A 14,326-nucleotide genomic window follows, 5' to 3' on the forward strand; every position below is an offset into this window, starting at 1 on the left:
AAACCCAACCCGGTAAGTTTAGAAGTAACCAGGCGAACTGCCAGAGAAATGATAGAGCAGGGACGTAACCTGTATAAGCGCTTCAACAGTGTTGCAAACAATGTTAATATTAAAATTCCGGTTAACCCTGCTTTGAAAACCGATGAGCAGTGCCATTTTGATGGGATTAATGCAGTGAAGGTGTTACAGTCGGAGGGCATTCCGGTTAACTGCACTCTTGTCTTTACTCCTGAGCAGGCTTTACTGGCGGCAAAGGCAGGAGCTGCATACATAAGCCCGTTTGCAGGCCGCATTGATGACCTTATCCGCAGCAGGGCAAATATCAAATTTGGTAAAAGTGATTATTTCCCTGAAGAAGGCATGGAACAGAATGGCGTATTATTGAATGATAATGGCATTATTTCAGGGATTGATCTGGTTTCACAATGTGTGGAAATACTGGGATATTATGACTATCAATCCCAGATAATTGCTGCATCACTGCGCAATCCACGGCAGGTAAGAGAAGCTGCGCTTGCAGGAGCACATATAGCAACAGTACCATTTGGGGTGATAGCTGACATGCTGAAACATGAAAAAACATTTGAAGGTATGCAGAAATTTACTGAAGATATTGTGCCTGAATATGAAAAGCTGATTGGATAAGATAGTTGCCAAATTCTGAATATTTTTTTATATTTTGTATGTTAGCTCTATTATAAACCACGGGGATAACCATGGCACATACATTTGATAATCAAGGTGATCTCCAGGTAAAGAAGGATATAAAAGTTAAAAAGCCCAGGATGTATAAGGTCATACTTCATAATGACCATTATACAACCATGGACTTTGTTGTTGAGGTTTTAGTTAAAATATTCCATAAAAACATTATGGAAGCTACAGAGCTGATGTTACAGGTTCACAGGAATGGTTTTGGTATTTGCGGAGTATATACCTACGACATTGCGCAGACCAAGGCAAACCAGGTTCATTCATTAGCACGGCAACGAGAGTTTCCGCTCAAGTGCACAGTTGAGGAAGCATAATTACAAAGTTTTGAGGCTTTTGCCAATGGAAATAAGCACAGTACTTAATCAGATATTAATGGCTGCCTATAACGAGGCAAAAAACCGTAAGCATGAATATCTTACACCCGAACATGTATTATTTGCATCTTTATACTTCCCGGAAGGCAGGGAGGTAATAGAAGGGTGTGGCGGTAATACAGAGCAGCTCAAACGTAATTTGGATAAACATCTTTCAACACGCATACCGGTTGTTGAAGAAGGTGACCCAATTCAATCTGTTGGGTTACAGCATGTCATTGAACGTGCTATTATGCACATTAATTCTGCTCAAAAAGAGATATTGGACTTTGGCGATATCATCATTGCCATCTATGAGGAAGAGGAGTCGTTTGCATCATATTTTTTAGCTCGGGAAGGGATAACACGGTATGACCTGTTAAATTATATTTCTCACGGGGCACAATTTGATGAAGATGAACTGGAGGACTTTGGCGACGAAATTGAAGAGGATACTGGGAAGAAAAGCAAGGTACTTGAGCAGTTTACCGTTGAATTGACTGAAAAGGCACGTAAAGGTGAGCTTGATCCACTCATTGGTAGAGAGGATATATTGGAGCGAACGATGCAGGTGCTATCGCGCAGGCTTAAAAACAACCCTGTCCATGTTGGTGAACCCGGCGTGGGCAAGACCGCAATTACTGAAGGACTTGCACAGCGGATAGTTGAAGGTACCGTGCCACCTGTTCTTAAAGATGCAAAGATTTACCGGCTTGATATGGGAGCTCTTATAGCTGGTACACGATTCCGTGGTGATTTTGAAGAACGTCTGAAACGGGTAATTGCAGAATTGCAGAAAAAAGAAAAGGTAATCCTTTTCATTGATGAGATACATACCATAGTGGGTGCCGGAGCCGTCAGTGGTGGTTCAATGGATGCTTCTAATATATTAAAGCCTGTGCTTGCTGATGGCAGGATACGGTGCATTGGCACCACCACGTATGATGAATATCGAAAGTACTTTGAAAAGGATGGTGCATTATCGCGGCGTTTCCAGAAGATAGATATTCATGAGCCATCGCATGAAGATACAATACAGATATTGCAGGGGATAAAATCGCGTTACGAAGAGCATCACAGGGTTATCTATACCGATGAAGCATTACAGCAGGCGGTGGAACTTTCAGCACGCTACATTACTGAACGAAAGCTGCCTGATAAAGCTATAGATGTTATAGACGAAGCGGGTGCATTTGCACGGATGTATGCTCATGATGATGAAGAGCCGGTTATAACCGCCCATGACGTTGAACGCGTCATTGCAAAGATGGCCCGCATACCTGAACGTACAGTATCAGCAAGCGAAATTGAAAAGCTTCAGTATCTTGAAGATGAGCTCAAAGCACAGATTTTTGGGCAGGATGGTGCAGTGCAGAAAGTTGTAGAGGCCATCAAGCGATCACGCGCAGGATTCAGGGAAGCCGAAAAGCCCATAGCATCGTTTTTATTTGTTGGGCCAACAGGAGTTGGCAAAACCGAGCTTGCACGGCAGCTATCGCTAATAATGGGCATTGAGCTTATACGTTTTGATATGAGCGAGTATCAGGAAAAACATACTGTGGCACGGCTTATAGGAGCTCCACCGGGATATGTTGGGTATGAGGAAGGTGGGCAGCTGACGGAAGCTATACGCAAACACCCATACTGTGTATTGTTGCTTGATGAGATAGAAAAAGCGCATCCTGATGTATTCAATGCGCTGTTGCAGATAATGGACTATGCAACATTGACGGATAACACAGGACGAAAGACTGATTTCCGCAACACCATTATTATTATGACATCCAATGCAGGTGTGCGCGAAATGAACAAAAGAGTCCTTGGTTTTGAAATGGCCACCTATAATATGGATGCGGTTAACAAAGAGTTAGAGCGCCTGTTTGCGCCAGAGTTTAGAAACCGCCTTGATGCCATAGTGTATTTCAATGGCATCAATAAAGAAATGATGCGCAAGATAGTTATGAAGAAATTAAATGAATTTGCAAAACAGCTTGAAGAAAAAAATGTGCAGCTTGTGTGCACGGATGCATGTATTGACTGGATTTCAGAAAAAGCATATTCTCCTGTATTTGGCGCACGTGAGGTTGCACGCATCATACAGGAGCATATCAAGTCATACTTTGTGGATGCTGTGTTATTTGGTTCACTTAAGAATGGTGGTAAGGCAATAGCTGATGTAGTCAATGATTCGGTATCCATAACTATCGAACAATAATATGTTGTATTACTTAGATAAAGATGTAATCTGGTTCCCGCCTGTAGAAGAAGCCATTGAAGAAGGGTTGCTGGCATTTGGCGGGGATTTGACACCACAGTGGTTGCTTGAGGCCTACAGCAGAGGCATTTTCCCATGGTTTAACAGTGACAACTCTGAGATATTGTGGTGGAGCCCCGATCCGCGTTTTATTTTGTTCCCTCAGGAATTAAAACTACACCGTTCGTTAAAACAGGTAATGAAAAAAAAGATTTTTACGGTAAGTATGGATAAAGCATTCCAGCAGGTTATAGCTGAATGTGCCATGCCCCGTAAAAAAGAATCTGGTACATGGATAACTGAAAGAATGCAAAAAGCATATACCAGGCTTCATACTATGGGTTTTGCACATTCTGTTGAGGTGTGGCATGACGACAGGCTTGTTGGGGGCCTGTATGGAGTGTCACTGGGGAACGCATTCTTTGGAGAATCCATGTTCACCAGTGTTGATAATGCATCAAAGATTGCTCTGGTAACTTTGATTGCAGTTATGCGGCGATTAGGTTTTGCATTTATTGACTGCCAGGTGTATACAGATAATCTGAAACGGTTTGGCGCACGGTTTATTGAGCGAAAAGAATTTATTTCCCTCCTCAATGCTTCTCTGAAATATTCAACACATCAGGGAAGCTGGAGTTCACTGGTACTCAATGGCTATGATTATTTAGAATGCCTCAATGGAGCAGGAGCTTAGACTCAAGTAAATTTTCTTTTGTTGCTTTTATCTTTGTGTAACGGATTTTTGGGTACTCCACTAGTGCGGTTACAAAAACAGAAAACATAAAATATAGTGACAGTGAAACAACTGCAACTGCAATCACACCAATAACAAGAATAATTATTCTGGAATAGGGTACTGAACCAAGAAGGTATACTGAAGCAATAACTGCACCCGCATATCCCAGTAAAAGCATGAATACTGAGGTAAACGTCCCGTAGAATACCATTTTGCCCACCTTCATTGGTATGCCTTTAAGCTGAGCATTCATCCAGGCAGCGCCATTTTTCACATACTGTTTGAAAAGCTCAGCAATAATTTCAACCAGCCGTTTTATCATCAGTGCAGTTATGATTATTCCAGCAATGATTGATGAGTATGATGCTATTGCTATGGCAAAAACAAAAAGAATAAGCAGGGCGATAGATACTGTAATAAGAATGCCTGCCATGACCAGAAGAGGAATGCATATACTGATAACAATTGACTTAAATGAGGCTTTAATCAGTGCGATGGTGCTTTCAAAACGGCTTAAATAATCGTCAGGGTGAAGAACAAAGTATTCCCATTCCTGTGCGTATCGGTCGTCAGGGGGACCAAAATCTTCAAACAGTGTTCCCATTTCTTGATTTTGTGCATGGTATTTCTTCCATACTGTGTCATAGCTTGTACGCTGTGAAGGGTTTGTTAAAATATCGTATGCTTCACGGATAAGAACAAACTGTGCATAATTATTTTCTTTTGTGCTGTCAGGATGGGTTTCCTTTGCTTTTTTTCTGAATGCTGATTTGATAGTATTACTATCTGCATGGGAGGGAATATCAAGAATCTTATAGTAGTCTTTAAATACTATGTTCATAAGCAGCAGGTGATGTTATGTTATATAGTTATATATCTGAAGTACTGAACAGCATCCACATCAGTATTGAATATTTTTATAAAGCTACCAACCCTTACCACATCTAAAATATTCAGGATAGATTCATTAACACGAGCTAGCACCAGGTCGCCATTATTTTTTCTGATTTGTTTTGTAGCCGAAATCAGAGTGCTGATACCACCGCTATCAATTTGAGATACCTTTTTTAAATCAATAATTATTTTTTTTGCACCACCAGTGATCAGGGTGCTTAAAAAAACCCACAATTGCCTTGAAGTTTCAATATCAATTTTTTCAGGGTAGGTCACATAGAAGACAATTGTTTCATAATCAATTTTTTCTTTGTTGATGAACGAGAGGTTCAATATTTCAACTTCAAAACTCATACATTACCACCATTTAATAATATATTAATTAAATATAACGAAAATAATGCAGTGCTTCATCTATTGTATTAAATATCTTCATGAATTTTTGAAGCTGTATTGGTTTAAATACAAGATGAATTCTTTCTGCTACATTTATCAGCACAGCATCTCCATCCTTTTGCTTGCGTAATAATTTGGTAATTTCAATTAATGTTCCCATACCATAACTATCGATAAATTCTACTTCCGCCATATCAAATATAACTTTTTTTAGGCCACCGTTGATCAGGCAGGACAAAAGCATAAATAGATCGTCATTTTTGTCCATATCAGCAACGTCAGCTAATTTGATAATCAGGACAACCCGGTTAAAGTTGATATCCTCGCTTTTTATACCCGGCAATTCACATATTTTGCATTTCATAGATATATTGTGTTAAATTATTATCATAAAAAATCAACAATAAAATAGAATTATCTACCATAATCAGGATAGTTCCGCTAAAATTATAGTAACATCATCATGAAATGAGTCGGATTTATTCATTTCTCCCCATGTATATAATGCATTAATTAGTCCATTGATAAATGTTTGAGGATTTATGAGATAGTTATGGTTAATATATTCTGAAAGCCTCTCAAAGCCAAATATTTTGTTATCTGGATTTCTTGCCTCTATTATTCCATCAGTGTACAGTAAGAATTTATCACCAGGTGAATAGGTAGTGGTTGTTTCTTCATATTTACCATCTTCTACCCATCCAATGGGAAAACCTTTAGCCCAGTTGTTGAATATAGATCCATTTTTTTTAATAAGCAATGGGGACCAGTGACCTGCTGAAGATACTGTTACTGTTTTGTTTTTTGTATCTATGAATGCATATGCAGCAGTGATGTAATTTTCCTTTATGTTATTACATAAATCTTTATTCAGTGTGCTGAGTAACTGCGCCGGATGTTGTGCAAATTCCTTATTGTTAGCAAAAGCCATTTTTAGCATGGCACAGACAAGAGCGGCAGGAATGCCATGACCTGTTACGTCAGCTATCATAATTCCGGTTTTTTCTTCATCAATTTTAATAACATCATAAAAATCACCGCCCATCTCTCTGGTAGGGATGTAAGCGTAGGCAAAGTCCATATGTTTTATCTTGGGTATATCCTGTACTACAACTGAACTGTGTATCTCGTGAGCAAGACGTATTTCATGTTTTATCATGACAAATTCATTATGCTCTTCTACTGATTTTTTCAGTGCAATAAGATTTGTAATCCGTGCAATTAATTCATCTTTGTTGAAGGGTTTGCTGAGATAATCATTTGCACCAATTCTGAAAGCGGTAACTATTTCCTGAGTGCGGTGCTTTGAAGTAATTATAATTATTGGTAGTTCATAGAGCGAATACCGTTTACGTATTTTTTCACAAACCTGAAATGCAGAGGTTCCTGGCAAAATTGTATCCAGCAGTACAATATCCGGCAGCTTATCTTGATGTAAAATAGAAAATAAACCAGAATCTTCATGTGAAAATTCCACATAATAGCCTGCATCTGTCAGCATATCATATAATATTTTGACATTAACAGGATCATCATCAACAATATAAATAAATCCCTGTGATTTTTCAAATTGACTTACCGTATAATGTTCATCGTTGCCTGAAGGCTGTATTGTATATTCAATATATGATTTCGTTGCCGCTAACTCTTTATCAACAATGATTTCATCATAGGGGAAATACAAAGTTACCGTTGACCCTTTGTCAGGTATTGATTCTAATGAAATTGTACCATTATGCAATTCAATAAGTTTTTTTGTAATAACCAGCCCAAGCCCCAATCCTCCATAGGGGGTTTCTTGAAGTTTACTATCGTATCCAAAATCATCAATATGATGAATTAATTGCTCTGGAAATCCTCCCGCACTATCCTGTACTACAATAGCCAGAGTATTGTCATTGTGTTTTTGTGTAGCTATGGATATGGTACCTTTTTGTGAATATTTAACTGCATTGCCAATAATATTTAAGAGTACCTGTTGCAGCCTTTGTTCATCAGCAATAACGTGGGTTGCTTCTTTATCAATATCTAGTGAAATAGACAGGGATTTGCTGCTAATAACCGGCTGTAATATTGATAATACAAAATTAACCACACCTGCTATATCAACAACCTTCTTATTGAGGATAATATCATTATTTTTTAAGCGTGTAAAATCCAGTATGTCATCAATCATATAAGACAATCGTAAGGCACTGTTAGAAATCATTTCCAGCGAACTGGTAATAGCAGCAGTGTCACCGGTAGAGTAGCTGTGGATAATAGAATTGGTTAAATGTGTTATGCTTTCAAGGGGTATTTTAATTTCGTATGAAATATTGGCCAGAAAATCATCTTTGAGTTTATGAAGCCGTAACAATTCCATATTGGTTGAGGTTAATGCCTTTATTTCTAAATTAACCATATCTAACAGGTGCTGAGTTGTAATTGCAAGTTTCCCAATTTCGTCTTTCTGGTTTAATACAGGAATCTGAATGGATGTTGTACCTTCATCAAATTTCTTTAACGCATTGATGATGACCTCAACAGGTTTTGAAAATTTATAACTGAATCCAAGTGCAGTGATATATGCAATAATTATGATGGAAGCAATACTGATAATGAACACCATATAATTGTGATATACAGGCTGTAGCATAACTGATTCATTGTATACTATATGAGTTACACATGCTATTGCACTGTTTGCCAGCGATGTTTGTTCAGTGAATTCAAGCAGTTTTGTTTTCTGTATGGTTGAATAAAACACAGTTGGTTTTTTTTGAATAGTTTGCAAATGTTCGGGTGATATACGTGACAGTGTTTTGCCCTGAGGAATATCAACAAGCAGTATACCATTATATGCTGGATTTGGTGTAATGAGAATAACCTGCAGTGAAACAACCCCTAAGGCAGATAAAGGCTTAAAACTGCTTATATATTCATGGGCATCTATACTTGTCTGTGACACATTGCCACTATTTATTAACAGCATGGAAAGGACTGCATGTGATATCTGTTTTGCTTGTATAGTCCCTTCGGTAATAATATTGGCATGATGTTGTTCAATCTGTCTGTTGAGTATATATATGGGTACAGGAGTGGTAATGGCAATAATGATGATAAATGCAATAAAGAATTTATACCGTATTTTCATGTTATTGCAGCTTCTTTATGGTTTCTTTTATTCGTTTTGACCGTACAATGTATCCTTTAGCAACCGTATTATCAGGATCAATCAAAAGTACTATATTCATTTTTGTTATACATTCGTCATAATCTTTGTTATTAAATGCTTCAATGGCTCTGTTAATGAGATCGGGAATATCGGGTTTATGTTTTTGTTGTAATTGCGTATAGAGTTTTTCTGCATCCATAATGTAGTGTGATGCAGCATTGATTAATGGCAGTGCCTCAAAATCTTTATTGTGCGCTATTAAACGTACAGCACTATCATACTGTTGCATTGCCTGATTAATTGTAGCAACATATTCACGTGATTCCTTATGGTTTGGGTCAAGCGATAGTACCTGGGTAAAATAGCGCAATGCACCGGAAGCATCTTTAGCCTGTATATGTTCAACGCCTTTATTAAAAGATTGCTGTATCTTGTGTTTTATCAGTGCTTCTTTTTCTTTCTCTTTTGCAATATAATACTCAGGTGGATGCAGCGCAAACTGATAACCACATTTGAGTGAAAATGTAACTGTCTGGAATTTTTTGTGTGATAGTTCTGATAAAGCATATCCACATTCTGCAGCAATAAGTGTATGGGTAAATATATTTTTAGAAACACCTGCACGTATAACCAATCCAGCTTTTGCTGTGGAATCAGACTTATCTGTTTTAATTGCAGAAAGCGTATAGTACTGTAATGATATGCCAGTACCTGCATATACTGTGAAGTGGTATGGGAATATATAAAACAAAGAAGGTATTATACTTATACCAAACACCTGCATACTTGAATTACTGCTTTCTGCAAGGGAGAACCTGTTATAGGTGATGCCGCCATGAACCATGCACCAATCACACAAGGGCACAAAAGAAAAAAAACCAGCACCAATTCCATTATTAAGACTATCTGCATAATGGCCGCTAATTATGGAATATTCTGACTGTGCACCTACTGTAGCATACCCTGCAAAATGTTGGGCAAATCCATTGTGCGGGAACAACAGTAAATACACTAGTAGCTCAGTAATGAATACGAATTGTATTGCATAAAAGTTTTTCACAGGGTATCCCTTAATAAAATAATGAAAGTACATCAATCACCAGCAAAGGCCCAAAAGGTGTAAGCTATCCTGGCAATTTCTATCATTACTGTAGATCCATTCATTATTGTACCTGTTATGAGCACCGCTTCTTCCAGTGAGTACTGGTGTTACTGCTAATGTAGTATTTGATGTTGTGGCAGAAGTATGTGTCCAGCCATCACAGGTATAGCCACTATCGCAAGAACCATCCTGTAGACTACCTGACCACCAGTAACCACTACATACCCCTAAAGTATCTAGTGTGTCAATTATTGTGCCATCAAGCAAATCATACCAGTTATATGCAACAAGAGCACCCCCTGGAGAATAAATAGCCCAATCTGTTGGAACGCCATAGTGTTCAGGGAAATTAATAATTGCATCAGTACTGTCAATGCTAATAAAGGCAATATAATTATCCTGTGGTAAAGTAGGATAATCGTTGAGTAACGATTTATGCACAAGATCATTGATTTCCATACGTGCGCTGCTTAGTGATGAAGCCATTGCGCCATTGTATGTAGCAGCGCTAAAGAGAAATATTCTTCCTTTTGTGATAAATGTTGCAGGATAATAAATGGAAATATTATTATCAGGGTCACGTACACAAACATTGACAAAATATTGCTTCCCAAACAGTAAATTTGTTACTATTTGCTCGGTTATAGGCTCATTGGACCATTTATCTTCTTCAAGAAGTCCAGACTGAAGAATTTCTTCCAATGAAAAAAGAGTCAATGTACGGCTAACAACAACCTGGTATTGTAATGATTCAGAGGGAGAGTTGTCAGTTGCTAACGTCCATTGTACTTTTGCTGAATTTTCTGTAATATTCCCTACTATTAAGAGGCCATTATTCCCGGGTATGGGTGCAGTACTATTTGAAAAAGTAGTAGTATAAGCATTTTCCTGATCTATAATAGTATTAAAATTGTCATTTGTACATGAAATAAAATATATAATAGAAATGACCATTAATGCAATAATGGTAATCCTCTTTTTGAAATGTATGAATCTATTTGTCATAAAAATAACATAGTAAAAATTGCAATTAATTTAAAATCACCCCAAACCATATTAAAGTAATAAAATTACCAATATTTTACAACTTTTTTAGAAAATATTTTTAAAAATTTTAAAATTCATAGGTTATTTATATCATAAATATATAAATATAATTTGTAAATGTGTACATTAATGCTTATTGAGGCAGTTTTTTCCTGGTTTCATGGATTAAAAATTATGGGCACCTATTAAAACTGCTTTCGTCGGAAATTATTCATACAACGGAAAACGGTTTTACCATTTATATGGTGACTACAAGGAAACATCCGAAAAAACAATTTTTAGAATTTTCCCTATTTGTTTTAATAAATAAATACATATATCAAATATTATAAAAATTGAATGGAATGTACATGGGGTGTACACTATATTCATTATGAAATTTTTTAAGGAATTATTGCTGAAAAATTTCCAAAATGATGTAATTTTTTGAAAAGTAGGAATAATTGAAGTATTTTTTATTTGACACTAAAATACTATTATTTATATAAGGTTCATTCTTTTTCATTATTTACAGTTTATTGTAATATTTACAAAACCGTTTTTTGCAGGAGTCGCTAGCTCAGTCGGTAGAGCAACTGCCTTTTAAGCAGTGGGTCCGGAGTTCGATTCTCCGGCGACTCAATAAAATAATATTGACAGTTTCAATATTATTTTTTATCTGGTCAGCATAATTAATTGTCCCCGTCGTCTAGGGGTCTAGGACACCGGGTTTTCATCCCGGCAACAGGGGTTCGAATCCCCTCGGGGATGCATAAAAAAGCACCGTTTACAAGCGGTGCTTTTTTGCTATTATGCTGATACTATTCATAAATAAAATGTAATTTCTGGGATGTGATTCAGTTAAAATATAAAATTTATGAACACCTCTAAAAATTGCTTTCTTCCGAAAACATTCATATAATAGAAAGTGGTTTTATCCTTTATATTGTGCTCACAAGGGAATATAAGAAAAAACAGTTTTTGGTAGTTTCCCAATGAATCATTAGATAATAGTTAAAGAGCTAACGTTACCATAGATATGGTTTATTAGTTTTTATACTGGGGAGATTCTTGTCATATGTATATCAGAAAAACTAACTATTTTATTTAAAAATTCTTTTGATATAAATGTGGGTTTTCGATTAGTTCTGTCTATCACCACTGCACCCATTTCTATAATAGCTGCAATGGAATTATCATGACAAACTTTATGGAAAAATCTAAAGCTTTTATTCCCAATTTCACCAATTGCGGTTTCAATTATTATTTCATCATCAAGATGTAATTCCTTCATGAGATTTATAGCAACATCAGCTATAATAAGAGCAGAATTGTTGCCTAAGTCATTTTCATCAAATCCAAGCGAACCAAGTACATCTCTTCGTACTATATGAATTATTGAAATAATTTCTGGGATACCCATATGTCCCCAAAGATTAATGTCATTTACATTAATCTTATAATAATATGAAAAACTGTAAGACTTGAGAGCATTAAGTTGTATTCGTGGCATATAACAACAACCTTACGTTTTATTTTAATTATTTTGTAATAAACCAATTGTTATATATCATTGTCAATAGGAATTTAATCATAATAATAATCATTATGCGTAGTATGAATGTAATGAATACAGTGTATTTTGGTTTTGGGTAATATATTAAAAAGTGCTTCGTGATTTACTTTTTTTCCTGTACCAGTCATCCTGATCCTTTGGTGGCAATGTATCCTGTGATTTGTCTTTATGTATAAGGCTAATTGCATTATTTTGACAGGTAGAAACACAAAGCCCGCATCCAATGCATTTGTCCTGTATAATAGAACGAATTCCATCCGTATTCTGTATAGCCTGAATCTGGCACCGTGTTTCGCAGGTGCCGCATTGAGTACACAATTCAGGATTAATGGCTGCATAATAGTGTGCATTTACTGTCTGTGGCATACCAAACCGGGCAGCAATCAGCTGAACACAACAACAGCCGCAGCAATTGCATATAAAGTAATGCCCTTCCTGTATATTGGCTGTCATATGAACAAGTGCAGCATCCTCTGCCATCTTGAGTATTGATAGCGCTTCCTCTTTGGTAATAATTCTTCCTGCATGTGGGTGATTATCAAAATCATTGGGTAATTGTGAGATAGATAAGCATACTTCTCGTGGCTTATTACATCCTCTGTTAAGAAGGGCCGTCTGCTTTTTGCATATACATTCATTGACCGCAAATGATCTTGAGTTATTAATTATGGCAGATAGCTGCTCATATGGCATGGGTGATGAATGAGATTGCACATGCTGTTCAATGGGGATTACCTGCATTATCTGAGGTTTAGGCGTTAAAAAGTAAGGACCGACAGTTTTTATGTATTTTGCATGAAGGCGTGCAAATTCCTGGTCTATAAACTTTTGCTGCAATTCGTAAATGCCCAGTATCCATGGGACGGCATTATAGGTTTTGATGTTGCCAACAGTATGGCATTCAATAAGCCCACGGTTCCACATACTTTCTAAGTGGTTCGATAGATATTCTTTATTCAGACCGGTACGGGTAGCTATCTGATCTACTGTTTCCTTTTCCAGTGTAAGTTTGCAGAAAAGTTCAGCGTCCTGGGGTGTAAATATTTTCTTCAAAAGCTCAAGTTCAATGCCAGTATCAGTACGGGGGAACCCGTTTGGCATTGAATTGAGATAATCAGCTAATATATGATAACTATCGCTCATAAAAACATCTGAAGCCTGGTAGTAAATTTATAAGACCCATGCATGTAAGTGTTCCATTATTTATAAATAATTACCGGCATAAACAAGAAACACAACGAATAATTTTAAAAAATGCATTGAACAATAAATACAGCAAACTCCATGATCATGATAATGACATGTATAAATTGAAGATAGTGTTGTTTTGGGCATACATTGGTAAAAAGTTGGGAAATGCTATAACGTGAAAATTTTTTTAAAATTTTACAATAGCAGTAGAAAAAATTCTTGACAAGGAAACGACCGGTCTACTATATAATGAATTGGAAACCATTAAAGGATAAGTGCTATGCTTCAAAAACAGAATACAAAACATGATATTGTTGCCATAAGCGCAAGCCTTATGCATTTAAAGGGTTTTAATAATACCGGGATTCAGGAAATACTACAAAAAGCTAATATCCCCAAAGGCTCATTTTATCATTATTTCAAAAATAAAGAGGAATTAGGTCTTCACGTTATTGATTATTATACTAAAATTATTACTTCAATATTTAAACAGTATTTACTGGATACCACCGTTCTGCCGCTTGAAAGACTGGATAATCTCATTACATTTTACGCGCAGCATTTTAAAAAGATGAAATACAAATTGGGCTGTCCCCTTGGCAATTTTTCATTGGAGATGGGCGATCTGAGTGAAGAATTCAGAGTAAAACTGTATGGCTCAATAGATACGCTTATTTCGATCATTGAATCCTGTCTACAGGAAGCACAAACAGGAGGCCAGATTGCTGATACTATTGATACGCGTAAGGCTGCTGAATTTATTTTCCAGAGTTTTGAAGGGGCGTTGCTTCACATGAAGGTTTCTAAAAGTGACAGGCCTTTACTGGTATATAAAGATGCCGTTAAGCTCTATTTACAGGGAAAAAGAGCAATCGTCATCAAGAGCGGTACCGGGTCATCCTGAGCAAAGCGAAGGATCTCTTACTT

Annotated in this window: 13 protein-coding genes and 2 tRNA genes; 7 read left to right on the forward strand and 8 right to left on the reverse strand. The window is 36.8% G+C overall.

Going from position 1 to position 14,326, the window contains the following annotated elements; translation table 11 throughout:
• The 4 genes from AB1444_08550 to aat all read left to right on the forward strand — a co-directional run.
• Nucleotides 1–645, forward strand: a 645-nt coding sequence (locus AB1444_08550) for a transaldolase family protein (protein MEW6526700.1), incomplete at its 5' end; no start/stop codon positions are given.
• A gap of 71 nt (nt 646–716) precedes the next feature.
• A complete protein-coding gene (gene clpS / locus AB1444_08555) occupies nt 717–1,028 on the forward strand; it encodes an ATP-dependent Clp protease adapter ClpS (GenBank protein ID MEW6526701.1) in 312 nt (103 codons plus the stop codon).
• A gap of 25 nt (nt 1,029–1,053) precedes the next feature.
• On the forward strand, nt 1,054–3,282 hold the full coding sequence (clpA, locus tag AB1444_08560; GenBank protein ID MEW6526702.1) for an ATP-dependent Clp protease ATP-binding subunit ClpA: 2,229 nt from the start codon (nt 1,054–1,056) through the stop codon (nt 3,280–3,282).
• Between the two features lies 1 nt (nt 3,283).
• A complete protein-coding gene (gene aat, locus AB1444_08565) occupies nt 3,284–4,015 on the forward strand; it encodes a leucyl/phenylalanyl-tRNA--protein transferase (GenBank protein ID MEW6526703.1) in 732 nt (243 codons plus the stop codon).
• Here aat and AB1444_08570 read toward each other — a convergent pair.
• The 6 genes from AB1444_08570 to AB1444_08595 all read right to left on the reverse strand — a co-directional run bounded on the left by AB1444_08570 (nt 3,996) and on the right by AB1444_08595 (nt 10,611).
• Nucleotides 3,996–4,898, reverse strand: a complete 903-nt coding sequence (locus AB1444_08570; GenBank protein ID MEW6526704.1) for a DnaJ domain-containing protein — start codon at nt 4,896–4,898, stop codon at nt 3,996–3,998. The genes aat and AB1444_08570 overlap by 20 nt on opposite strands.
• A gap of 20 nt (nt 4,899–4,918) precedes the next feature.
• Entirely contained in the window at nt 4,919–5,305 is a 387-nt protein-coding gene (locus AB1444_08575; protein MEW6526705.1) for an STAS domain-containing protein, read from the reverse strand.
• A gap of 28 nt (nt 5,306–5,333) precedes the next feature.
• On the reverse strand, nt 5,334–5,711 hold the full coding sequence (locus tag AB1444_08580; protein MEW6526706.1) for an STAS domain-containing protein: 378 nt from the start codon (nt 5,709–5,711) through the stop codon (nt 5,334–5,336).
• A gap of 63 nt (nt 5,712–5,774) precedes the next feature.
• Nucleotides 5,775–8,483, reverse strand: a complete 2,709-nt coding sequence (locus AB1444_08585) for a SpoIIE family protein phosphatase (protein ID MEW6526707.1) — start codon at nt 8,481–8,483, stop codon at nt 5,775–5,777.
• Between the two features lies 1 nt (nt 8,484).
• Nucleotides 8,485–9,564 (reverse strand): hypothetical protein, encoded by a 1,080-nt coding sequence (locus AB1444_08590; GenBank protein ID MEW6526708.1) that lies wholly within the window; start codon nt 9,562–9,564, stop codon nt 8,485–8,487.
• A gap of 36 nt (nt 9,565–9,600) precedes the next feature.
• The gene (locus AB1444_08595) at nt 9,601–10,611 is read right to left on the reverse strand and encodes a hypothetical protein (protein ID MEW6526709.1); all 1,011 of its coding nucleotides are present in this window, start codon (nt 10,609–10,611) and stop codon (nt 9,601–9,603) included.
• 590 nt (nt 10,612–11,201) lie between these two features.
• Here AB1444_08595 and AB1444_08600 point away from each other — a divergent pair.
• Nucleotides 11,202–11,274: transfer RNA gene (locus AB1444_08600), tRNA-Lys, on the forward strand.
• Between the two features lie 56 nt (nt 11,275–11,330).
• Nucleotides 11,331–11,403: transfer RNA gene (locus tag AB1444_08605), tRNA-Glu, on the forward strand.
• 283 nt (nt 11,404–11,686) lie between these two features.
• Here the strand turns inward: AB1444_08605 and AB1444_08610 are convergent.
• Both AB1444_08610 and AB1444_08615 read right to left on the reverse strand, forming a co-directional pair.
• A complete protein-coding gene (locus tag AB1444_08610) occupies nt 11,687–12,145 on the reverse strand; it encodes a thioesterase family protein (GenBank protein MEW6526710.1) in 459 nt (152 codons plus the stop codon).
• 147 nt (nt 12,146–12,292) lie between these two features.
• Nucleotides 12,293–13,351 (reverse strand): 4Fe-4S binding protein, encoded by a 1,059-nt coding sequence (locus AB1444_08615; GenBank protein MEW6526711.1) that lies wholly within the window; start codon nt 13,349–13,351, stop codon nt 12,293–12,295.
• A 328-nt stretch (nt 13,352–13,679) separates the two neighbouring features.
• On the opposite strand from AB1444_08615, the gene AB1444_08620 reads away from it, so the two are divergent.
• Nucleotides 13,680–14,303 carry a TetR family transcriptional regulator C-terminal domain-containing protein gene (locus AB1444_08620; GenBank protein ID MEW6526712.1) on the forward strand — a complete coding sequence of 208 codons (624 nt, stop codon included), beginning with the start codon at nt 13,680–13,682 and terminating at the stop codon, nt 14,301–14,303.
• Nucleotides 14,304–14,326: the final 23 nt, after the last annotated feature.

This window comes from Spirochaetota bacterium (genome assembly GCA_040756435.1).
In the GTDB taxonomy this organism is placed as follows: Bacteria; Spirochaetota; UBA4802; order UBA4802; family UB4802; genus UBA4802.

Excerpts from the sequence above, each read along its gene's own strand:
- AB1444_08595 (MEW6526709.1), bottom strand. The coding sequence starts at position 10,611 with ATGACAAATAGATTCATACATTTCAAAAAGAGGATTACCATTATTGCA.
- aat (MEW6526703.1), top strand. The coding sequence starts at position 3,284 with ATGTTGTATTACTTAGATAAAGATGTAATCTGGTTCCCGCCTGTAGAA.
- AB1444_08610 (MEW6526710.1), bottom strand. The coding sequence starts at position 12,145 with ATGCCACGAATACAACTTAATGCTCTCAAGTCTTACAGTTTTTCATAT.
- clpS (MEW6526701.1), top strand. The coding sequence starts at position 717 with ATGGCACATACATTTGATAATCAAGGTGATCTCCAGGTAAAGAAGGAT.
- clpA (MEW6526702.1), top strand. The coding sequence starts at position 1,054 with ATGGAAATAAGCACAGTACTTAATCAGATATTAATGGCTGCCTATAAC.
- AB1444_08615 (MEW6526711.1), bottom strand. The coding sequence starts at position 13,351 with ATGAGCGATAGTTATCATATATTAGCTGATTATCTCAATTCAATGCCA.
- AB1444_08570 (MEW6526704.1), bottom strand. The coding sequence starts at position 4,898 with ATGAACATAGTATTTAAAGACTACTATAAGATTCTTGATATTCCCTCC.
- AB1444_08585 (MEW6526707.1), bottom strand. The coding sequence starts at position 8,483 with ATGAAAATACGGTATAAATTCTTTATTGCATTTATCATCATTATTGCC.
- AB1444_08575 (MEW6526705.1), bottom strand. The coding sequence starts at position 5,305 with ATGAGTTTTGAAGTTGAAATATTGAACCTCTCGTTCATCAACAAAGAA.
- AB1444_08620 (MEW6526712.1), top strand. The coding sequence starts at position 13,680 with ATGCTTCAAAAACAGAATACAAAACATGATATTGTTGCCATAAGCGCA.
- AB1444_08580 (MEW6526706.1), bottom strand. The coding sequence starts at position 5,711 with ATGAAATGCAAAATATGTGAATTGCCGGGTATAAAAAGCGAGGATATC.